The following is a 21,202-nucleotide window of genomic DNA, read 5'->3' on the forward strand; positions in this document are numbered from 1 at the left end:
TGCCACACGCAAATACGTGTTACACTTAATCATGTGGAGGTGAAGAATGTGGAACAGCAAAACGTTACGCTGTCCCTCCCTAAAACCCTGCTGCGCCGGGCCAAGCACCTGGCCATAGAACGGGGCACCTCGCTGTCCGGACTCCTCACCCAGTTGCTCCGCGACGCCACCCGTCAAGAGGACAGGTACCGGAAGGCCAAAGAACGCCATCTTGCCCTGTTGGGCAGGCTCGACTTGGGCACCGGAGGACAGGCCGAATGGACCAGGGATGACTTGCATGAGCGGTAGCAAGACAAGACAGTTCATCGATACGAACGTCTTGGTTTATGCCCACGATGCCTCAGCCGGGGAAAAACACAAAAATGCCGCAGACTTGGTGCGACGGATGTGGGACTCCGGCAGCGGCTGTCTTAGCGTCCAGGTTTTGCAGGAGTTTTATGTTACGGTAACACAGAAGGTAATTCGACCCCTGGCGCCGCAGGTGACCTCGCGCATCATCGAAGATCTCGCCTGCTGGCACGTCCACATTCCCGAACCGGAGGATATTCTCGAAGCCATTGAGTTGCATCTGCAATACAAGGTTTCCTTTTGGGACGCGATGATCATCCGCAGCGCACAGGCCCTTGACTGCGGCGTAATTTGGTCGGAGGACTTGAACCCTGGGCAGCATTACGGCGGCGTGCGGGTGCTCAACCCCTTCACTGATCGGGTTTAACACCCAACCCCACGGCCACCGGTGCGACCGTTACAACCCGCATCTTGCCCCCGCCGGACGGTGTGCTTATCCTAACAGGCAAACAGCTCACTCACGTAGTCTCTGAACATCGGCTCGACAAAACGGTACTAACCTCTTGTTACTTTTTCAATAATACCTTTCTCAACCAGCCTGTCGAGGGTCCTGGCCACGCTGCTGGGATGGGTGCCGCTCTTGTAGGGTCGACTGTCGGCGGCGAGCCGGCAGATGACTTCCCGCATGTGGGCCGACCTACCCAGTTCATCGAGAATCTCCGTAAAGGGTGGCTCCAGAATCCTCAGCGCCTGGGCATAAGCCTGCCTCAGCAAGGTCAGTGTCAAGTCCCTGCCGCCCGTTTGCAGGAGAAGGTGGTAGGCTTCGTTGCACAGCAACATGGTATCGTAAGGATGGCCGCCGGTAAGCTCCAGCAGTTCGCCGACAACGTTCCTGTCGGCCTCTATCCCCCGGCCGGCGTATTTCCCGACGATATACGCCAACCAGGCTTCCGCCGGCACAGAGGGAACCGGGAGCGGCACGGCAAACCTGTAGAAAGCCTGGCGGCGGGATGAGAAAAGGCTGCGCATGATGCCTTCCTTGGATCCCAAGAACAGGTAGCTGACCCGGTTCTGCTTCTGAAAGGCGGCCCGCATGCGCTTGAAGACGTCTTCGCCGGCAACAACGGACGCCTCCTGGAATTCATCAAAGAGGACGACCACCCGTTTGCCATCCTTCTCCGCCAGCTTCTGGGGAAACTCCAGGGCCTGATCCAGCAATTCGTCAGGGCCGGCCTTTTGGTTCAAAAAAAGGCTGATCTCCAGGTCCAGATCCTGCACCTTGACGCTGACGGGAACGGGGGCAAAGTTACGTATCTTTTCCCGAATCGCGGCCAGGGTCCTGGGCAGCCCGGTACGGTTGGCAAGGCAACCCTCAACCATCTTTTCGGCCAGGTGTTTCTTGTCTCGAATGGCGAAACAGTCTATGGCCGCGGTGTAACATCCTTGAATTGCTGGCCGATCTTGCCGGCTTTCGGGGCCACTTCCGTCAACCAGATGACCGTCTCAACCGCTTCGACCTGGCAGAAAAACGGCTGGATGTTGCTGAACTTATGATATCGCCAGTGGTGAAGCAGGCGGGCGGTTTCAGGCGTAACTCGCCAATCGCCAGGAGGGCTGTTTCGCCACTGATCTACATGGCGTCGAATCTCATTGATAATGGACGTAGGATCATACTGCTGAGCTTTCGTCGAAAGCCCTTTGCCTTCATCGAAAACCAATTGCTGCTGGTCCGATGAACCCTTGCGTTTCCTGGGCTTCGGAATCGGCGTGATGAATTCGGCGCGACGGCGCCTTTCGATAATTCTTTGCGTAGGCTGGCCCTGCTCATCAAGTTCCCAGTGCCTCGCAGGGTATTCATAAGGAGAGTTAAGGATAGGTTTTTCGAAGAACTGATTATCCATATGCCCTCCAACGATATAAAGGCCCTTGAATCTGGCATGTTGGGATTATTATACCAGAACAAGGGCCCTTTGTTCGATTATTGTTATACCTTGTCGGCAGACTGTTCTCTCAGCCTACTCCACCGTAACGCTCTTGGCCAAGTTGCGTGGTTTGTCAACTTCGCAGCCGCGGGCGACGGCGGCGTAGTAAGCGAAAAGCTGCAGCGGGACCACGGCCAGGACGGGGGCGACGAGCGGGTGGGTCTGCGGCAGGCAGATGACCTCGTCGGCCACTTCCCGGATTTCGCAGTGGTCGTTGAGGGCCACGGCGATGACGTCGGCGCCCCGGGCCTTGACTTCCTTAATGTTACTCACGGTCTTATCGTAGAGTTCGGGCTGGGTCGCCAGGGCGAACACCGGAACGCCCGGTACAACCAGGGCCAGGGTGCCGTGCTTCAGCTCCCCGGCGGCGTAGGCCTCGGCGTGGATGTAGGAGATTTCCTTAAGCTTGAGGCCCCCCTCCATCGCGACGGCGTAGTCGAGGCCGCGCCCGATGAAGAAGACGTCCTCGCGGTCGGCGTACCGGCGCGCCAGTTGAGCAATGCACTCGGTGTTTTCAAGCGTCTGCGCGATCTGCTCGGGCAGATTGCCGAGTCCCCACAGGATGGCCTGCTGGTCGCCTTTCGCCAGCGTGCCGCGCGCTTCTCCCAGCCAAAGGGCCAAGAGGTAAAAAGCGGTAAGCTGGGTGACGTAAGCCTTGGTCGAGGCGACGGCGATCTCCGGCCCGGCCCAGGTGTAGATGACGTCGTCGGCCTCGCGGGCGATCGAACTTCCCACCACGTTCGTGATGGCGATAACGTGGGCTCCGCGGCTCTTGGCCTCGCGCAGCGCGGCCCTGGTATCGGCCGTCTCACCCGACTGGCTGACCAAAATGACCAGGTCGTTTCCGCCGATAATCGGCTCGCGGTAGCGGAACTCGGAAGCGATGTCGGCTTCCACCGGAATCCGGACGAGCTTCTCGATGACGTACTTGCCGACGACGCCGGCGTGATAGGCGGTACCGCAGGCGACAACGAAGATCTTGTTGAGATTGCGGACATAGTCGGCCTCCAGCGAAAGCTCATCGAAGACGACGCGGCGGCCGTCGGGGGAGATGCGCCCGCGCAGGGTTTCCCGGACGGCCTTGGGCTGCTCGCAGATCTCCTTGATCATGAAGTGGTCGTAGCCGCCCTTTTCGGCCTGTTCGGCCTCCCAGTTGACGTGGAAGACGTCTTTGGCGATCGACCTGCCGTTAAAGTCGAAGATGTTGACCCTGGAGTCGGTGACCTCGGCCATTTGGCCGTCGTCGAGCAGGTAGACCTTGCGGGTATAGGGCAGGATGGCCGGGATGTCGGAGGCGATGAAATTCTCGCCCTCGCCCAGGCCGATGACCAGCGGGCTGTCCTGGCGCACGGCGATCAGCCGGCCGGGCTCGTTGAGGGCGATGGCCAGGAAGGCGAAGCTGCCGTGCAGGCGGCTGACGGCGCGCTTCACGGCCTCGTAGAGGTCGCCGTCGAAGTTGTAGTAATGCTCGATGAGGTGCGGCAGGACCTCGGTGTCGGTTTCGGAGCGAAACATGTGCCCCTCGGCCTTCAGCCACTGCCGGAGGCTCGAGTAGTTCTCGATAATCCCGTTATGCACGCAGGCAAAGCGGCCGGTGCAGTCGATGTGGGGGTGAGCGTTGAGGTCGGTGGGGGCGCCGTGCGTGGCCCAGCGGGTGTGCCCGATGCCGCTTTTCCCGTTAAAAGACTGTCCGTTGATGGTGTTCACCAGGACCTCGAGTTCCCCGGCTTTCTTCTTTAAGTAAAGAGCGTTCTCCTCAAAAACAGCGATACCGGCGGAGTCGTAACCGCGGTACTCCAAACGGCGCAAGCCTTCAAGGAGCACCGGTACGGCGGTTTGGTAACCTGTATAGCCAACGATCCCACACATGTCGTCATCAATCCCTTTCGAAAGGTTTAGGTCAGACTCCTACAAGAATAGTGAAGTACACAAGAATAATGTAGCTAAAGGCAAAAAAATGCTGTGCCGAAGCACAGCATGCCGCATTTATTAGGTAATATCTCTTAGCCTGTCAAAGGCATAAAGAGACAAACACCCTTTTTGTGCTTTTCCGTCTGTCACCCGGGCACCTTTGTCCCGGCGGTTGCCCGCCGGATTTGTAGTGTCGCTAACGGCCGTGACCAGCCGGGAGGCATCCGCCGAATCCTTCGATAAACCTCCCCCTCGTCACCCGGCACTCAACCTCCAGTACCGGATTCGAACTACGAAATCTCTGGTACCGGGGGCAAAACCCTTTCTTAACTTGGGAAACCAAGCATCGGGTTGAGTGCTGGGTCTGGCGCTTCCTATTCAATTCAGTCGTTGGTCGTCCGTCGTCTGTCGTCGGACTCGATGGAATTCGTTCAGCGAATTCCTCACCTTCCAATTCAGTCGTCAGTCGCCGGGTGAACCACCTCCTATAAGAAGTTAATTATGGCCTCCACGGCTTTATTCAGGTTGATCACTCCATGAAACTAATTACCAAATAGTTGGACCAAAAGCAAGTATTTGTCACCGCTCGATCTCCCGGATTACTTTAACCAGCTCGTTGACGACCTGCATTAAAACATCCCGGTTCCTGCCCTCAACCATGACGCGGATCAGGGGTTCGGTGCCGGACGGCCTTACCAGGATCCGTCCCTGCCCGGCCAGCCGCGCTTCCTGTTCTTGGATGGCCGCCTCCAGCCGGGGATCATTCATTATCGTCTCTTTTTCGCGGACTCGGATGTTTTCCAAAATCTGCGGCAGGCGCTCCATCCAGCCGGCCAAACTCCCCAGGGATTGGCCCGTGCCGGTGACCGCGTTCAGTAGCTGCATCGAGGTTAGAATGCCGTCGCCCGTGGTGTTGTGATCCAGGAAGATGATGTGGCCGGACTGCTCCCCGCCCATGTTGGTCCCCGTCCGAAGCAGCTCTTCGAGAACGTAACGGTCCCCCACCTTGGTCTGCAGGACCTTGATGCCGGCCTCCTGCAAAGCCAGGTGCAGGCCGAGATTGCTCATCACGGTGGCTACCAGGGTATCGCCGGCCAGGCGGCCCTGTTCCTTCAGACGCTTCGCGCAGATGACCATGATCTGGTCGCCGTCAACGATATTGCCCTGCTCGTCGACAGCGATGACGCGGTCGGCATCACCGTCAAAAGCCAAGCCCAGGTCGGCCCTTTGCCTGACTACTTCCTGCTGAAGGCGGGCCGGGTTGGTAGAGCCGCACCCGACATTGATGTTCAAGCCGTCCGGTTCTACGGCAAGAGGAATGACCTCCGCGCCGAGTTCTTTGAAGATGCGGGGGCCGACGCGATAAGCCGCCCCGTTGGCGCAGTCGACGACGATGCGCAATCCCTTGAGGCTGGCGGGACCGGCCCCTTTGGCGAAGTTGATGTAAAGCCGGTCGGCGTCATTAACGTCAAAGACACGTCCCACCCGATCTCCCGTAGGCGACGACAGGCCGTTCTCGGCGACGAGGACAAACCTCTCGATCTCTTCTTCGACGGCGTCCGGCAGTTTGCAGCCGTTGGCCCCGAAAAACTTGATGCCGTTGTCCTCGTACGGGTTGTGGGATGCGGAAATGACGACGCCGCCTCCCGCGCTGAGGGCGCGGGTCAGGTAGGCGACAGCGGGGGTGGGGATGATACCGGCACGCAACACGTTGACGCCGACGGAACAGATCCCGGCAATCAGGGCGGCTTCGAGCATGTCCCCCGAAACGCGGGTGTCGCGCCCGATAACGATCGAACGGGTTTCTGTATCGTTAGTTAGCAGATACGCACCCACGCGTCCCAACTTGTAAGCAAGCTCGGGAGTGAGTTCGCGGTTGGCGACGCCGCGAACGCCGTCAGTGCCGAAAAGTTTGCCCATCTGGTGCCTATTCCCCCATCCCGATAAAAATATCACACATCATGCAGTCCTACAAGATCCTTATTTATGGTATGCAGGCGGCGGTGAAGTGTTAGGGAACAGGGGACCCCTAATGTTGGAAGGCAGGGAATCTATTTACTCGTCTTCCTCCTCGGGTTCCTCGGCCTTGACCAGGCCGTAGGCCAGGCTGTCGGTAAGCGCCTGCCAGCTCGCTTCGATGATGTTGGACGAAACCCCGACCGTCCCCCAGGAATGGCGCCCGTCGCCGGTCTCGATCAAAACCCGGACGACCGCTTCGGTCCCGGCCTTCTCGTTGAGCACGCGGACCTTGTAGTCGTTGAGCTTCATCCTGTTGATCTGCGGGTAGAAAGCCACCAGGGCCTTGCGCAGAGCGGCGTCCAGGGCGTTGACGGGACCGTTTCCTTCGGCCGCGGTGTGGATCACCTGGTCGCCGACGCGCAGCTTAATGGTCGCCTCCGACGAGATGTGTTTGTCTTCCCGGAGCTCGATGATCAGCCGCAAGCTCTCCAGGTTGAAGGGCTTCTTATAGCCCTGGTAGGCTTTGCGTACCAACAGTTCGAAGGAACCCTCCGCCCCCTCGAACTGAAAGCCCTGGAACTCCAGTTCTTTAAGCTCGTTCAGGAACCGGCGCGTCTCCTCGCTGTCCACGTCCCCCATTTTCAGTTCCCGGTATTTATATACTAAATTCGCGAGACCCGATAATTCTGACACTAAAACGTTCCTTTTGTTGCCCACGGCTTCGGGGGTGATGTGCTCATAGGTCTGCGGGTCTTTCAAGAGCGCGTTTACGTGCACGCCGCCCTTGTGCGCGAAGGCGCTGGCGCCTACGTAAGGTTGGCGGGGATCGGGGGTGACGTTGGCGATTTCGCTGACGAAGCGGGAGAGTTCGGTCAAGTAGACGAGATGGTCGTCGGGGATGGTGCGGATTTTTTTCTTCAGCGTCAGGTTGGGGATCAGCACGCAGAGGTCGGTGTTGCCGCAGCGCTCGCCGAAGCCGTTGACCGTCCCCTGGACCTGGACGACGCCGGCCTCTACGGCCATCAGGCTGTTGGCGACCGCCAGCCCCCCGTCGTTGTGAGCGTGGATGCCGAGCGGGACCTGCACCGCCTGCCGAACCCGCCTGACGATCGGCGGCACTTCCGAGGGCAGCACGCCGCCGTTGGTGTCGCAGAGCACGATCATCCGCGCCCCCGCCTCCTGGGCGGCGGCGAGCGTGGCCAGGGCGTACTCGGGATTGGCCTTAAAGCCGTCGAAGAAATGCTCGGCGTCGTAGAAAACTTCCAGCCCGCGCGAGCGCAGGAAGGCCACCGAATCCCGGATCATGGCCAGGTTCTCCTCCAGGGTGGTGTTCAGCGCCCGGTAAACATGGAAGTCCCAGCTCTTTCCGAACAAGGTCGCGATGCCGACACCCGACGCGACGGTGGCGGTCAGGTTGCCGTCCTGTTCGACCGGAATGCCGACCCTGCGGGTGCTGCAGAAGGCGCACAGGCGTGCGCGCCGGAACTTGTAATCGCGCATCCGCCGGAAAAACTCCACATCCTTGGGGTTGGAACCGGGCCAACCCCCCTCGATGTAGTGGACGCCGAGCTTATCCAGGCGCCGGGCGATCTTGACTTTGTCGTCAACTGAGAAGGAAATGCCCTCGCCCTGCGCGCCGTCGCGCAAAGTGGTATCGTAGATTTCTACCTGCTGCTGCACTACAGGTCCCTCCACAAAAAAGGCGCTAGGATCTTGCCCGGTTTTGAAGGCTCCTTAAGTCTAGAGTCCTGTTGGTTTGCTTTCCTTAAGTTTTTCTTTGACGTAGGCGATCAGGCCGCCCTTGGCGACGATCTCCTGCATAAAGGGCGGGATCGGCTGGGCCCTGTACTCCTTGCCGGTAGTCAGGTTGTAGATCCTGCCGGTATCGGCCTCGACGGCCACCCGGTCCCCCGTCTTGATGTCGTCGCAGGCCTCCGGGCATTCCAGGATGGGGAGCCCGATGTTGAAGGCGTTGCGGTAGAAGATGCGGGCGAACGTCTTGGCGATCACGCAGGAAACCCCGGCGTGCTTAATGGCGATCGGGGCATGCTCGCGCGACGACCCGCAGCCAAAATTCTGCCCCCCGACGATGATGTCCCCGGGCGCCACCTTGGACGGAAATTCCGGATCGGCGTCCTCCATGCAGTGCTCGGCCAGCTCGCGGGGATCGGAAGTGTTCAGGTAACGGGCGGGGATGATGGCGTCGGTGTCGACGTTATCCCCGAACTTCCATGCCCTTCCTTCCAGACGCATTTACTTCACCTCTTTCGGGTGGGCGATACGCCCGAGTACGGCCGAAGCGGCGGCCACCGCGGGACCGGCCAGGTAGACCTCGCTCTCGGGGTGGCCCATCCGCCCCACGAAGTTGCGGTTGGTGGTGGCCACGGCCCGTTCGCCCTTCGCCAGGATACCCATGTGCCCGCCGAGACAAGGGCCGCAGGTCGGCGTGCTCACGGCGGCGCCCGCCTTGACGAAGGTGGCGATCAGCCCTTCCTCCATGGCCTGCAGGTAGATCTCCTGGGTGCCGGGGATGACGATGCAGCGGACTCTGTCGTGCACCCTCCGGCCCTCCAGCACCTTGGCCGCCTCGCGCAGGTCCTCAATGCGCCCGTTGGTGCAGGACCCGATGACCACCTGGTCGATCTCGACGGTGTCAGCCTCGGTGACGAAGCGGGTGTTGTCCGGGCTGTGCGGGAAGCTGACGACCGGTTCGAGCTCGCTGACGTCGTAGTTCACCGTCCGGGCGTACTTGGCGTCGCCGTCGCTGTGGTAAAACTTATACGGCCGTTTGGCGCGGTTTTGGACGTAGGCCTCGGTGGTGCGGTCCGGGGGCACGATGCCGTTTTTGGCCCCGGCCTCGATCGCCATGTTGCACATCGTGAAGCGGCCGTCCATGGACAGATTCTCGATGACCGGCCCGGTAAACTCCATGGCCTGGTAGAGGGCTCCTTCCACCCCGATGTCGCCGATGGTGTGCAGGATGAGGTCCTTGCCCCCCACCCATTCGGGAAGCTCGCCCTCGTAGACGAACCTAATCGACTCCGGGACCTTGAACCAGGTTTCGCCGAGGGCCATCGCCGCGGCGAGGTCGGTGCTGCCCACCCCGGTGGCGAAGGCGCCCAGGGCCCCGTAGGTGCAGGTGTGCGAATCGGCCCCGATAACCACGTCTCCCGGCCCCACAAGGCCCTGTTCGGGCAGGAGGCAGTGCTCGATCCCCATCCGGCCGACCTCGAAGTAGTTGGTCAGACGCTGCCCGCGGGCGAAATCCCGGACCAGTTTGGCCTGCTCGGCCGACTTGATGTCCTTGTTGGGAATGAAATGATCGGGGACAAGGATCACCCTGTCGGGATCGAAGACGTGCTCCACCCCGGTCTTCTCGAACTCCTTGATAGCCAGGGGCGCGGTGATGTCGTTCCCCAAGACGGCGTCGACGGAGGCCGAAATCAGCTCCCCGGGCTCGACCCGGTCCTTCCCGGCGTGGGCGGCCAGAATTTTCTCAGTGATCGTCATACCAGCCATAGCGTTCATCAATCCTTACTCGAAAGTTACGTTAATTATCGGATACGGTCACTTAATCAGCATTGAGCGTTGAGCGTTGGGCATTTGAGCGCTCAGTGCCCAGTGCTCAGTGCGGACAGCCACTCAGTGGCTGTCCTTCAGGCGTTCGTCGTAGGCAATCTTGTTCAGGACGTTGATATAGGCGCGGGCGCTCGCCTCGATGACATCGGTGCTGATGCCCCGCCCGGTAAAGACCTTTTGTTGATCGTTGGCCAGTTTGAGGGTAACGTTGGCCAGGGCGTCGGTCCCGCCGGTGACGGCGTCGATGACGTAGCTGATCAGCATATACTTTTTGCCGGTGATCTTTTCGATGGCCTTGTAAACGGCGTCGACCGGGCCGTTGCCGCAGGCCGCTTCCTGGACCAGCTCTCCCTCGACGACCAGGGCGATGACGGCGGTGGGCTTCACCGTCGTGCCGCTGAAGATGTGCAGGTACTCAAGTTCATAAGTGGCCGGGACCTTGCGGATCTGCTCCTCGACGATAACCTCCAAGTCCTCGTCTTCGATGTTCTTCTTGGTGTCGGCCAGTTGTTTGAAGCGCACGAAAGCGGCGTTGAGTTCTTCCTCGGTCAGGCTGTAACCCAGTTCGGCAAGGCGCTGCCGGAAGGCGTGCCGTCCGGAGTGCTTGCCCAGGACGAGGTTGGTGCGGGTGATCCCCACCATCGACGGGTTCATAATCTCATAAGTGGTACGCTCCTTGAGGACGCCGTCCTGGTGGATGCCCGACTCGTGCAGGAAAGCGTTCTTGCCGACCACGGCCTTGTTGAACTGCACGGGCATGCCCGTCAGCAGGCTGACCAGCTTGGAAGTGCGGTAGATTTCCTCGGTATTGATCCTCAAATCAATGCCCATGCGGTCGCGCCGGGTGTAACAGATCATAATCAGCTCTTCCAGGGCGGCGTTCCCGGCCCGCTCGCCGATCCCGTTGATGGTCCCTTCGACCTGCCGCGCGCCGTTGATTACCGCCGCCAGGGAATTAGCCACGGCCAGCCCCAGGTCGTCGTGGCAGTGGACACTTAAGACCGCCTTTTCGATGCCGGGGGTCCCTTGCATAATCCCGGCGATGAAGGCGCCGAACTCATCCGGCGTGGCGTAGCCGACGGTGTCCGGGATGTTGATGACCGTGGCCCCGGCCTCGATCGCTGCAGCCACAACCCGGCAGAGAAACTCGAGGTCGGAACGCGAAGCGTCCTCGGCCGAGAACTCGACATCCGAAGTATAGGAACGCGCGCGCCTGACCGCCGCGGCCGCGGCCTCCAGGACCTGCTCGCGGCTCATGCGCAGCTTGTGTTTAAGGTGAATGTCAGAGGTGGCGATAAAAGTATGAATACGGGGCTGGTCGGCATAGCGCAGGGCCTCCCATGCCCGGTCGATGTCGGCGAAGTTCGCCCGCGCCAGACCGGCTATGGTCACGCCGCGGATCTCGCGGGCGATGGCCTGGACAGCCTCAAAGTCGCCCGGCGAGGCGAAGGGGAATCCCGCCTCGATGACGTCGACGCCGAGATTGGCAAGCTGCCGGGCTATCTGCAGTTTTTCGTTGATGTTCAGACTTACGCCGGGCGACTGCTCCCCGTCACGGAGCGTGGTATCAAAAATGTACAACCTGTCAGACACGATACCTCTCCTCTTTTTCCTTATTCCTTAAGACATATAATGGAGCGCGGGCCTGAAGGCCCACGCAATCCCGGTATACCTGTTCTACTTCAAGTCCTAACACCGAACACCCAATGCCCAAGGAGTAAGTCGTATTTGACGACTTACTCCTTGTTGAGCCAGGGCATCATCTTCCGCAGCTCTTCCCCGACTTCTTCGATCAGGTGCTCGCGGTTGCGCTTGCGCATGGCGTTGAAGAAGGGGCGGTTAGCCTGGTTTTCCAGGATCCACTCCCTGGCGAAGGTCCCGTCCTGGATGTCGGCCAGAACGGCGCGCATCTCCTCGCGCACGTCCTCGTTGACGATCCGGGGACCGACCAGGTAATCCCCGAACTCCGCCGTGTTGCTGACGCTCTGCCGCATCTTGGTGAGGCCGCCCTCGTAAATAAGGTCGACGATGAGCTTCAGTTCGTGCAGGCACTCGAAATAGGCCATCTCGGGGGCGTACCCGGCCTCGACCAGGGTCTCAAACCCGGCCTTGATGAGCTCGGAAACGCCGCCGCATAGGACGCACTGCTCGCCGAAAAGATCGGTCTCGGTTTCCTCGGCGAAGGTTGTCTCAAAGACGCCGGCCTTGGTGCAGCCGATCCCCTTGGCGTAAGCAAGAGCCAGTTTCTTGGCCTGGCCGGTGTAGTCCTGCGCCACGGCGATCAGCCCCGGCACGCCGCGCCCCTCGAGGTACAGGCGACGGACCATGCGCCCCGGGCTCTTGGGGGCTACCATGAAGACGTCGACGTCGCGCGGCGGGACGATCTGCCCGTAATGAATGTTAAAGCCGTGCGAGAACATCAGCGCCTTGCCCTCGGTGAGATGAGGGGCGATCGACTCGGCGTACATCCGGGGCTGGACTTCGTCGGGAACGAGGACCTGAATGATGGCGGCCGCTTTGGCGGCTTCCTCGACCGGCATGACGACGAGCCCGTCTTCCTGGACGCGGTTCCAGTTGGTGCTGCCCGGCCTCAGCCCGACAACCACGTCGACGCCGCTGTTGGCGAGGTTCTGGGCCTGGGCGTGACCCTGGCTCCCGTAGCCGATAACGGCGACTTTTTTCCCCTGCAAAAGGTCGAGACTGGCGTCTTCATCGTAGTAGACACGCATTTACTCTTCATCCTCCCCATCGTGTGTAACGGTTTTACTGCCGCGCAGCAGGGCGATCTTGCCGGTCCGGACGTATTCCCGGATGCCGAACGGCCGGAGCGCCTGCTCGATGGCGTTGATTTTTCCTTCGTCGCCGGTGGCCTCGATAATCAGCGTGTTGCGCCCTATGTCGACGATGTGGGCGCGGAAAATTTCGACGATCTGCATGATTTCCCCGCGTACCGAGGCGTCGGCATTGACCTTGATCAAGATAAGCTCGCGGTCGACATGGGGCTCCTGGGTGATGTCCTCGACCTTGATCACCTCGATCAGCTTGTTGAGCTGTTTGGCGACCTGGTCAAGCACCGCCTGCTCTCCCTCGCAGACGATGGTCATGCGGGAGACGCGCGGGTTGTCGGTGCGGCTGACGGCCAGGCTGTCGATGTTGTAGCCCCGCCGGGCGAAAAGGCCCGCCACCCGGGCCAAAACCCCCGGATTATTCTCAACCAGGACGGTAAACACACTACGCATATGTAAAATGCCTCCCCCATTCGGTCGTCAGTCAACAGGCAGCGGGCAGCAGGCGAAATGGAAGTGAAATCGGGGGGCATCGGCTAGGCCGATGCATCCTTGATTTACCGACACCTGACGACGGACGACGGACAACTGATTAGCCGAGCATCTTATTGATAGCCTCACCAGGAGGCACCATCGGCATTACGTTCTCTTCCTGTTCGACGCAGAAATCCATTACCACCGGCCGGGAGGACTTAACGGCCTGCTCGATGGCCGGACGAACCTCCAGTTCCTTGGTCACCTTGATGGCCTCGGCGCCAAAAGCTTCAGCCACGCGGCAAAAATCGGGGTTTTTCAGCTCGGTATGCGAGTAGCGGCGGTTGTAGAACAGCTCCTGCCACTGCCGGACCATGCCCAGGCAGGCGTTGTTGAGGATGGCAACATTGACCGGGAGCTCGTAGTTGACCGCCGTCGTCAGTTCCTGGATGTTCATCTGGATGCTGCCGTCCCCGGCAATGTCGAAGACGATCTCGCCGGGGCAGGCCACCTGCACGCCGATGGCCGCAGGAAGACCGAATCCCATCGTCCCCAGCCCGCCGGACGAGATAAAGCTGCGCGGGCGGGTGAAGGTATAGTGCTGGGCGGTCCACATCTGGTTCTGGCCGACCTCGGTGCAGATGCGGGCCCGCTCCCCGCAGATCTCGCTGATCCGGCGGATCACGTACTGGGGCTTGAGGCCTTTGCCTTGCGCGAAAGTCAGCGGGTATTCCCGCTTCCACTCCTTGATCTTTTCGGCCCATGCCGGGTTAGGATTGGCCATCAGCCCGTCGAGCAGCTGGCGCAGGACGTGCTTGACGTCCCCGGCGATGGCGATGTGGGCCGGGACGTTCTTCCCCATTTCCGCGGGGTCGATGTCGATATGGATGATGCGCGCTTCGGGTGCGAAGCTTTCGATCTTGCCGGTAACGCGGTCGTCGAAGCGCACGCCGATACCGATCAGCAGGTCACACTCGTAGACCGCGTAGTTCGCGTACTTGGCCCCGTGCATGCCCAGCATCCCCAAGGAGAGCGGGTGGTCCCCCGGGAAACAGCCGAGTCCCATCAGGGTCGTGGTCACGGGGGCCATGATCGCCTCGGCCAGCTGGCGCAGTTCTTCGGACGCGCCGGAGTTGATGACGCCGCCGCCGGCGTAAATCACGGGACGGCGCGCCTGGGCGATGGCCTGAATGGCCTCGGCCACCAGGCGGGGGTTGGCCGTCAGCTTGGGATTGTAACCCGGCAGGCGCACGGGATGTTCGTAAGAATGATAGTCAAAAGTACCTGCCGATATATCGCGCGGGATATCCACCAGGACCGGGCCCGGCCGGCCCGTGCTGGCGATGAAGAAGGCTTCCTTGACGATCCTTCCCAAGTCGGCGATGTCCCGGACCAGGTAATTGTGCTTGGTGATCGGCATGGTGATCCCGGTGATGTCGGCCTCCTGGAAGGAGTCACGACCCAGGAGAGTGGTCGGCACCTGTCCGGTAAAGGCCACCATGGGCACCGAATCCATGGCGGCATTGGCAATGCCCGTCACCAGGTTCGTGGCCCCGGGTCCGGAGGTGGCCAGGCAGACGCCAACCTTGCCGCTGGCCCGTGCATAACCGTCGGCGGCATGGGCGGCCGCCTGTTCGTGTCGCACAAGAATGTGCCGGATGTCGGAATCGTAGATGGCGTCATAGATAGGCAGTACCGCGCCCCCGGGGTAGCCGAAGATGGTCTCGACACCTTGTTCCTTTAAACATTCGAGAAGAATCTGTCCTCCGGTCAACAACACTTCGTACTTCCTCCCCCAGGGCTAGTCTTGAATGATGGCTCCTCCCGCCGCCGAACCCACGACCTTGGCGTAGCGGGCGAGGTAACCGCGCTTGATCCGCGGCTCGGGAGGCCGCCACTCGGACAGCCTGCCCGCAATCTCTTCCTGTGTCAGGTCAACGTTGAGCGACCTGTTGGGAATATCTATCTCGATCATGTCGCCGTCCCGGATGACGGCGATCGGGCCCCCTTCCATGGCCTCGGGCGAAACGTGCCCGATGCTGGCCCCCCGCGTGGCCCCCGAAAAACGGCCGTCGGTGAGCAGGGCCACGTCCTTGTCGAGGCCCATCCCGGCGATGGCCGAGGTCGGCGTCAGCATTTCGCGCATCCCCGGACCGCCCTTGGGCCCTTCGTAGCGGATGACCACAACGTCTCCCGGACTGATCCCGCCGCCCATGATGGCCTCGACGGCCTCTTCCTCGGCGTTGAAAACGCGGGCCGGGCCGCGGTGCTTCAACATTTCGGGCGCCACGGCCGAAGCCTTGACGATGGCGCCGTCCGGGGCCAGATTGCCCCGCAGCACGGCCAAGCCGCCGGTGGGCGAGTGCGGGTCGTCCAAAGCCCGGATAATCTCGTTGCGCAGGATTCGGGCGTCCTTCAGGTTCTCCCCGACCGTGCCGCCGGTCACCGTCAGCAGTTCCGTAATGATAAGGCCTTTCTTGGACAACTCGGCCATCACGGCCGGAATACCCCCGGCCTCGTCCAGGTCCTCCATAAAGGCCGGTCCGGCGGGGGCGAGGCGGCAGAGGTTAGGCGTACGGGCGCTGATCCGGTTGATGACGTCGAGGTCGATCTTGACCCCGGCCTCGTGGGCGACAGCCAAAAGATGCAAAACGGTATTGGTGGAACAGCCCAGGGCCATATCGACCGTCAGGGCGTTGTAAAAAGCCTCCCGCGTCAGGATGTAGGAAGGCCGTATACCCTTTTCGACGAGTTCAACCACCTGCATGCCGGCCATCTTGGCCAGGCGCCGGCGGGCCGCGCTCACCGCGGGAATGGTGCCGTTGCGCGGCAGGGCCATCCCCAGCGCTTCGGTGAGGCAGTTCATCGAGTTGGCTGTAAACATGCCGGCGCAGGAACCGCAGCCGGGGCAGGCGCATTCTTCAAGCTCGGCCAGGTCGGCCTCGGTCATCTTCCCGACCTTGACCGCGCCCACGGCTTCAAAGACATCGGTCAGCGACACTTTCTTCCCTTTATACGTTCCCGCCAGCATCGGTCCCCCGCTGACAAAGATGCAGGGGATATCCAGGCGGGCCGCCGCCATCAGCATGCCGGGGACGATCTTGTCGCAGGCGGTGACGAAGACCAACCCGTCGAAGGCGTGCGCCCGGGCCATGACCTCGACGCTGTCGGCGATCAGTTCCCTGCTGGCCAGGGAATACTTCATTCCCTCGTGGTTCATGGCGATGCCGTCGCAGACGGCGATGCTGCCGAAGGACACGGGGGTGCCGCCCGCCATCCGGATGCCGGCCTTGACGGCCTCCGCCAGGTCCCCGAGATGCATGTGCCCGGGAACGATTTCGTTCTCAGCGTTGACCACGCCGATCAGCGGGCGCTCCAGTTCGGCGTCGGTAAAGCCCAACGCCTTAAAAAGCGAGCGGTGCGGCGCCTTTTCCAGGCCCTTCAGGACCACATGACTCCTGCGCAACCTGAACACTCCCTAACAGTCGTAGCATGAGGTGCCCAGCACTCAACTAATGGAGTTGAGTTGCAGGCAAATTTAGCCTACTAGCATCTCGAAGACCGGCGGTAGCTCTAAACGTAACGGCTCTTCGAGTTGAGTGCCGGGTCAGCGATCTCTACTCGGGGAAGATTTCGGGCCCGTTTATCTTGGTCATCGCCCGAAAGTCTTCAAGCAGTTCCAGGGTTACCGGACCCGGGTTGCCGTCCCCGACAACCCGCCCGTCGATTTTGACCACGGGAATCAGCTCCGCCGCCGTTCCGGTCAGGAAGCACTCGTCGGCTACATAAAGGTCATGCCGCGTGAAAACCTGTTCCATAACCCTGATGCCTTTTATCGCCGCCAGCTCCATTACGGTGTTGCGGGTGATCCCTTCGAGAATGCCCAGGTAAGCAGGCGGGGTGATCAGAACGTTGTTTTTAACGATAAAGATGTTATCGCCCGTAGCCTCACTTACATAGCCTTCCGCATTCAGCATAATGGCCTCCAGGGTGCCGGCCAGGCTGCCCTCGATCTTGGCCATAATGTTGTTCAAATAGTTAAGGGATTTGACTCTCGGGTTTACAGCGTCCACAAGGTTGCGGCGCGTGGCCGCGGTGATCACTTCCAGACCCTTCCGGTAAAACTCTTCCGGATAGAGCTGGATAGACGCGGCGATGCATACGATAGTCGGGCGGGGGCATTTCCTGGGATCAAGCCCCAGGTCGCCCTTGCCGCGTGAGACGACGAGCCGGATATAGGCGTCGCGCAGGTTATTCCGCCGCAGGGTTTCCAGGACCACTTCCTGCATCTCGTCGATGCCGATGGGTATGGTGAGCATAATGGCCCGCGCGGACTCATAAAGCCGCACCAAGTGCTCGCGGAGCTTAAACACCCGCCCGTGGTAGGCCCGGATGCCCTCAAATACGCCGTCGCCATACAGGTAACCGTGGTCGAATACCGAAACAACCGCCTTCTCTTCCGGCACATACTCGCCGTCAAGGTAGATGATAAGCCCCATTGCCCCAATCCCTCCGTAGATAAACTATAGATAACAAAACCCCTCGCCTGACAGCCAAAAACGATTGCCAGGGACGAGGGGTCACTACCCACGCGGTACCACCCTGTTTGCCGCCACTATCAGACGGCCACCTCAAGCCCGCCAACAAGCAGGCAGTTTTGATAACGGGTCGCTAACCCGGAGAAAGCTACTGGGACGCTGTCCGCCCGTTCACTTTTCAGCTCCAGGGTGATCGCGGCTCCTGTACCCCGCACCGGTTTTCACCAACCCCGGCTCTCTGCAGCGGCCCGGTCACAAGGCCGAATATCCCCTTCACAGCCTTTGAGCTATAAATTATTGCAAGTATACCTAAGAACGGTTTGCAGTGTCAAGGATTATTCGGCACGTGGCGCAAAAATATTGCATTGGCCCTCAAGCCTGTCCATGACCGGCAAAAAACGGGTTTCCTGCCCCGCCGGCGTTCCTGTCACCTGAGCCGCAGGTATACGGTGACAAGGAAAACAATCACCCCGAAAATAAACATGGCCTGGATGGGCTTACCCCTGGGGTCGAGGCTGGCCGGGCGCCTTCTTTTAACAGGCTTAACAGACCGACGCCCGGAAAGAACCCCGTACAAAGGGGGTTTGGCTTTGGTTTTGCCCGACCCTGTCCGCTTGCGCTTCCTAAAATCCAGGTGGTAGACGTTGCCCTTCTTTTTCACACGCATATATTTTCTCCTCGATAGACAAGCATCCTGCTATTTATGCATACGAAAAGGCAGTCGACAATAGAAGAAACCGCGTTAAAACGACGGGGCAACTCACCGACAGATTATGATAAAATATAAATCGTTATGCATTAGCGGAGGGAACTGATGCAATCCCAAGTACCGGTTTTGTCGCCAAGAGAAGAATTCCGGCACGGGGTGGGCAAAGCCGTCCCCATCATGCTGGGCTACGTCGCGCTTGCCATAGCCTATGGCGTGCTGGCGCGCGAGGCCGGGCTGACGCTGTGGGAGACCATGGCTATGTCGACCTTCGTTTACGCCGGGGCCTCCCAGTTCATCGCCACAGGGATGTTCGCCGCGGCCATGGACCCGTGGACGATTATCGCCACCACCTTCCTGGTTAACCTGCGGCACATCCTGATGAGCGCCTCCCTGGTCCGCTACGTCCGAAGATTGCGGTTCTTTGACCTGGCCCTCCTGGGGACGGGCATCACCGACGAAACTTTTGCCCTCAACAGCACCGAATACGCCCAGCGGCAGCGCCATCACTTCTTTATGTACGGCACCAACCTGGCCTCATACCTCGCATGGAACACCGGCTCGTTAATCGGAGCGCTGAGCGGCACGATCGTTCCCGGCCTGGACAGGCTCCCTTTGGACTTCGCCCTACCGGCAATGTTTATTTCGCTCCTCGTCGTGCAGGTCAAGGACCGTCTCCTGCTTGGCACGGCCCTGATTGCCGGCGCCCTGTCCATCACCGGTGCCATGCTCGTCGAGGGCAACTGGAATATTATCCTGGCGACCATACTGGCCGCCAGCATTGCTACGGGGTGGGAAAGATGGAAAAGATCTGGGTCATCCTAGGAATGGCCGTCGTAACCTACATTCCGCGGATGCTGCCCCTGGCCGTACTCGCCAAGGTCGGCATACCCGCGGGGTTTGTGCGCTGGCTGAGTTTCGTTCCCGTGGCCGTGCTGGCCGCCCTGCTGGCTCCCGAACTGCTCCTTGAAAACGGGCGGCCTTTCTTGACCGCGGAAAACTATGCCCTACTGGCGGCGATCCCCTGCTTTGCCGTGGCCGCCAAGACCAGGAACCTCTTGCTCACCGTCGCCGTGGGGATAGCGGCTGCCATTCTGCTGCAAGCCCTGTGAAGCTGGCGCTTCTCCTTATTAATCTCAATGCCCAACGCTCAATATGTCGAAATGTTTGAGAAGGAACTTCCTGGAAGAGAATGGAATCTCTTCTCAGAATGATTCCAGGGAGCTGGTGAGATGCTGGACCTCGGGTTGAGATCGTTCGGCATACGGTTCTTTGACGCGGCGGACGGCGCTCTTGAAATCGACCGGTTCATCGTGCCCTCCTTTCCGGCGCAGCCCGTCTCTTTTCAAATGGTCACCAGGGTAACCGGTTTTCACGAGTCACGTACTTACAATCTCTTTTACATGCTGATCAAGCCAAACGGGGAACGCAAAGAAAGCCCGCATTTCCTGTGCGCCCCTCCCCACCCCCAGGTCCGCGAGCTGATCACTTTCTGCACCAACGTAGCCTTTGAAGAACCCGGCGTCTACCAGGTCGACCTGTGGTGCGGCCCCAGGGTCATCGACTCGGCAAAATTGCTGGTGAAGAAGCTGTAGAGATATGGTTAGGAGCAGCTTGTTTAAAACGCTGATCACCATCCTGGCGGTGCTCGCGGGATGCGCTTTCACCACGCCCGTTGCTTCAGGGACTAAGGACCAATGCCGGCAACTGGGGGACGAAGCGGAAGAGCTGCGGGCGCGATGCCGGAGCCTGGAGGCGGAAATCCAGAGACTGGAGGCCGAAAAGGAACAGCGCAACTTTGTCGACTGCCTGGCCCACAGGTTCGTTGACGCGATGGCCGGCAGGGATTTCGGGACGATGAGGCAGCTCACCTCTCGCACGGTCGCCATCGAAAAGGCCGGGCTGGTCTACACGTCGCACGGCGGGAAGGTCACCTGCCCTTACCCCGAAGGGGGCGTACACCGCCTAAGGCAGCGGGGATACGAGCTGTGCAGCGACGGGCGCTTTGTCACCTTCATGGAGTTCTACGACGACGAGGGCGGCATCGGCGTGGTCGAGATGGTCTTCGTCAAGGAAGACGGGACCTGGAAACTCAGCAGCATCGCCAACGATATCTGATAGGTGTTGGGTATTGGACAAGGGTGTGCTAAACAGTAGGCGCAACTTGCGGAACATAAAGCAAGGGACTCGGTTAATCGAGTCCCTGTCTTATTTCAAAATCCAACACCTAAAACCTAATACCCAATACCCATTCAAGTGCCGCAGATGGGGCAGGCCGGGTCACGGTCCAGCATGAACGAAGTGAAGGCCGCCGGCAGGGCCTCCCAGACCAGGAGCCTTCCGGCCAGCGGTTTCCCGAGGCCTATTATCAACTTGAGAACTTCGCCGGCCTGGATGCCGCCGACCGTGCCCACGAGGGCGTTCAGGACTCCTCGCGGATGCCGGGCCGTTTCCTCTTGCGCCACTGGGTACAGGCAGCGGAAACAGGCGGTCCGGCCCGGGATGAAGGTGGAAACCTGGCCGTGATACTCGGACACAGCCCCGTAAACCCAGGGAATGCCCTTGCGCCAACAGGCTTCGTTAAGGTCGTACCGCGTCCCCAGGTTGTCGGTACAGTCAACGGCGATCCCGTAATTCTCCAGGATTCCGGCCGCGTTGACCGCGCTGAAGCGGGTACAGTGCTCCACGGTGCGGACCTCCGGGTTCAGGTCGGCCAGCCGGCAGGCCGCCGCGACACACTTGGACCGGCCGACGTCGCCGGTGCCGTAAAGCACCTGGCGCTGCAGGTTCGACAGTTCGACCCGATCCCCGTCGACGATGCCGATCGTGCCCACCCCGGCGGCGGCCAAGTACATCAGCACGGTCGATCCCAGCCCCCCCGCGCCTACAACCAGGACCCTGGCGTTGCGCAGGGCATCCTGTCCCGCCTGGCCCCACCCCGGAAGGATGATGCTGCGCTCGTAACGAACCGAACCCATC

20 protein-coding genes and 1 pseudogene are annotated in these 21,202 nt (G+C 60.4%); 6 read left to right on the forward strand and 15 right to left on the reverse strand.

Annotated elements, in window-relative coordinates; all coding sequences use genetic code 11:
• The first annotated feature begins 48 nt into the window (after nucleotides 1-48).
• Together ACPV0M_RS08730 and ACPV0M_RS08735 are read left to right on the forward strand one after the other, a co-directional pair.
• Nucleotides 49-288, forward strand: coding sequence for a DUF6364 family protein (locus ACPV0M_RS08730; protein WP_425620274.1), 240 nt, complete (start codon nucleotides 49-51; stop codon nucleotides 286-288).
• Nucleotides 278-715 (forward strand): PIN domain-containing protein, encoded by a 438-nt coding sequence (locus ACPV0M_RS08735; protein ID WP_425620275.1) that lies wholly within the window; start codon nucleotides 278-280, stop codon nucleotides 713-715. Before ACPV0M_RS08730 ends, ACPV0M_RS08735 begins: the two co-directional genes overlap by 11 nt.
• A 128-nt stretch (nucleotides 716-843) precedes the next feature.
• Here the strand turns inward: ACPV0M_RS08735 and ACPV0M_RS08740 are convergent, their stop codons facing one another.
• From ACPV0M_RS08740 to ACPV0M_RS08805, 14 genes and pseudogenes are all read right to left on the reverse strand, one after another.
• A complete protein-coding gene (locus ACPV0M_RS08740) occupies nucleotides 844-1,668 on the reverse strand; it encodes an AAA family ATPase (RefSeq protein WP_425620276.1) in 825 nt (274 codons plus the stop codon).
• 59 nt (nucleotides 1,669-1,727) lie between these two features.
• Nucleotides 1,728-2,189 (reverse strand): annotated as a pseudogene (locus ACPV0M_RS08745) (BPTD_3080 family restriction endonuclease); the annotation flags it as partial.
• Between the two features lie 114 nt (nucleotides 2,190-2,303).
• Nucleotides 2,304-4,139 carry a glutamine--fructose-6-phosphate transaminase (isomerizing) gene (glmS, locus tag ACPV0M_RS08750; protein ID WP_425620277.1) on the reverse strand — a complete coding sequence of 612 codons (1,836 nt, stop codon included), beginning with the start codon at nucleotides 4,137-4,139 and terminating at the stop codon, nucleotides 2,304-2,306.
• 621 nt (nucleotides 4,140-4,760) lie between these two features.
• Nucleotides 4,761-6,101, reverse strand: coding sequence for a phosphoglucosamine mutase (glmM, locus tag ACPV0M_RS08755; RefSeq protein ID WP_425620278.1), 1,341 nt, complete (start codon nucleotides 6,099-6,101; stop codon nucleotides 4,761-4,763).
• Between the two features lie 135 nt (nucleotides 6,102-6,236).
• Nucleotides 6,237-7,820 carry a citramalate synthase gene (gene cimA / locus ACPV0M_RS08760; protein ID WP_425620279.1) on the reverse strand — a complete coding sequence of 528 codons (1,584 nt, stop codon included), beginning with the start codon at nucleotides 7,818-7,820 and terminating at the stop codon, nucleotides 6,237-6,239.
• 60 nt (nucleotides 7,821-7,880) lie between these two features.
• Nucleotides 7,881-8,393: a 3-isopropylmalate dehydratase small subunit gene (gene leuD, locus ACPV0M_RS08765; protein WP_425620280.1), complete on the reverse strand. Its 513-nt coding sequence runs from the start codon at nucleotides 8,391-8,393 to the stop codon at nucleotides 7,881-7,883.
• Nucleotides 8,394-9,650 (reverse strand): 3-isopropylmalate dehydratase large subunit, encoded by a 1,257-nt coding sequence (gene leuC, locus ACPV0M_RS08770; RefSeq protein ID WP_425622171.1) that lies wholly within the window; start codon nucleotides 9,648-9,650, stop codon nucleotides 8,394-8,396. It abuts the gene before it with no gap.
• 132 nt (nucleotides 9,651-9,782) lie between these two features.
• Nucleotides 9,783-11,312 carry a 2-isopropylmalate synthase gene (locus tag ACPV0M_RS08775; protein ID WP_425620281.1) on the reverse strand — a complete coding sequence of 510 codons (1,530 nt, stop codon included), beginning with the start codon at nucleotides 11,310-11,312 and terminating at the stop codon, nucleotides 9,783-9,785.
• Nucleotides 11,313-11,455: 143 nt separating this feature from the next.
• On the reverse strand, nucleotides 11,456-12,448 hold the full coding sequence (gene ilvC / locus ACPV0M_RS08780) for a ketol-acid reductoisomerase (RefSeq protein WP_425620282.1): 993 nt from the start codon (nucleotides 12,446-12,448) through the stop codon (nucleotides 11,456-11,458).
• A complete protein-coding gene (ilvN, locus tag ACPV0M_RS08785) occupies nucleotides 12,449-12,958 on the reverse strand; it encodes an acetolactate synthase small subunit (RefSeq protein ID WP_425620283.1) in 510 nt (169 codons plus the stop codon).
• A 139-nt stretch (nucleotides 12,959-13,097) separates the two neighbouring features.
• Complete coding sequence (ilvB, locus tag ACPV0M_RS08790) at nucleotides 13,098-14,759, reverse strand: biosynthetic-type acetolactate synthase large subunit (protein ID WP_425620284.1); 1,662 nt, start codon at nucleotides 14,757-14,759, stop codon at nucleotides 13,098-13,100.
• Nucleotides 14,760-14,780: 21 nt separating this feature from the next.
• Complete coding sequence (gene ilvD, locus ACPV0M_RS08795; RefSeq protein WP_425620285.1) at nucleotides 14,781-16,445, reverse strand: dihydroxy-acid dehydratase; 1,665 nt, start codon at nucleotides 16,443-16,445, stop codon at nucleotides 14,781-14,783.
• 151 nt (nucleotides 16,446-16,596) lie between these two features.
• Nucleotides 16,597-17,478, reverse strand: coding sequence for a branched-chain-amino-acid transaminase (gene ilvE, locus ACPV0M_RS08800; protein WP_425620286.1), 882 nt, complete (start codon nucleotides 17,476-17,478; stop codon nucleotides 16,597-16,599).
• A 466-nt stretch (nucleotides 17,479-17,944) separates the two neighbouring features.
• On the reverse strand, nucleotides 17,945-18,184 hold the full coding sequence (locus tag ACPV0M_RS08805) for a hypothetical protein (protein WP_425620287.1): 240 nt from the start codon (nucleotides 18,182-18,184) through the stop codon (nucleotides 17,945-17,947).
• A 147-nt stretch (nucleotides 18,185-18,331) separates the two neighbouring features.
• On the opposite strand from ACPV0M_RS08805, the gene ACPV0M_RS08810 reads away from it, so the two are divergent.
• From ACPV0M_RS08810 to ACPV0M_RS08825, 4 genes are all read left to right on the forward strand, one after another.
• Nucleotides 18,332-19,048, forward strand: a complete 717-nt coding sequence (locus tag ACPV0M_RS08810) for an AzlC family ABC transporter permease (RefSeq protein WP_425620288.1) — start codon at nucleotides 18,332-18,334, stop codon at nucleotides 19,046-19,048.
• The gene (locus tag ACPV0M_RS08815; RefSeq protein WP_425620289.1) at nucleotides 19,024-19,335 is read left to right on the forward strand and encodes an AzlD domain-containing protein; all 312 of its coding nucleotides are present in this window, start codon (nucleotides 19,024-19,026) and stop codon (nucleotides 19,333-19,335) included. Before ACPV0M_RS08810 ends, ACPV0M_RS08815 begins: the two co-directional genes overlap by 25 nt.
• 120 nt (nucleotides 19,336-19,455) lie before the next feature.
• The gene (locus ACPV0M_RS08820; RefSeq protein ID WP_425620290.1) at nucleotides 19,456-19,818 is read left to right on the forward strand and encodes a hypothetical protein; all 363 of its coding nucleotides are present in this window, start codon (nucleotides 19,456-19,458) and stop codon (nucleotides 19,816-19,818) included.
• 4 nt (nucleotides 19,819-19,822) lie between these two features.
• Complete coding sequence (locus tag ACPV0M_RS08825) at nucleotides 19,823-20,341, forward strand: hypothetical protein (RefSeq protein WP_425620291.1); 519 nt, start codon at nucleotides 19,823-19,825, stop codon at nucleotides 20,339-20,341.
• 134 nt (nucleotides 20,342-20,475) lie between these two features.
• Here the strand turns inward: ACPV0M_RS08825 and ACPV0M_RS08830 are convergent, their stop codons facing one another.
• Nucleotides 20,476-21,201, reverse strand: coding sequence for a HesA/MoeB/ThiF family protein (locus tag ACPV0M_RS08830; RefSeq protein WP_425620292.1), 726 nt, complete (start codon nucleotides 21,199-21,201; stop codon nucleotides 20,476-20,478).
• Nucleotide 21,202: the final 1 nt, after the last annotated feature.

Origin of the sequence: Desulfosceptrum tomskiensis (genome assembly GCF_049818055.1) — a bacterium.
GTDB lineage: Bacteria > Bacillota > Desulfotomaculia > Desulfotomaculales > JASEER01 > JBFLVT01.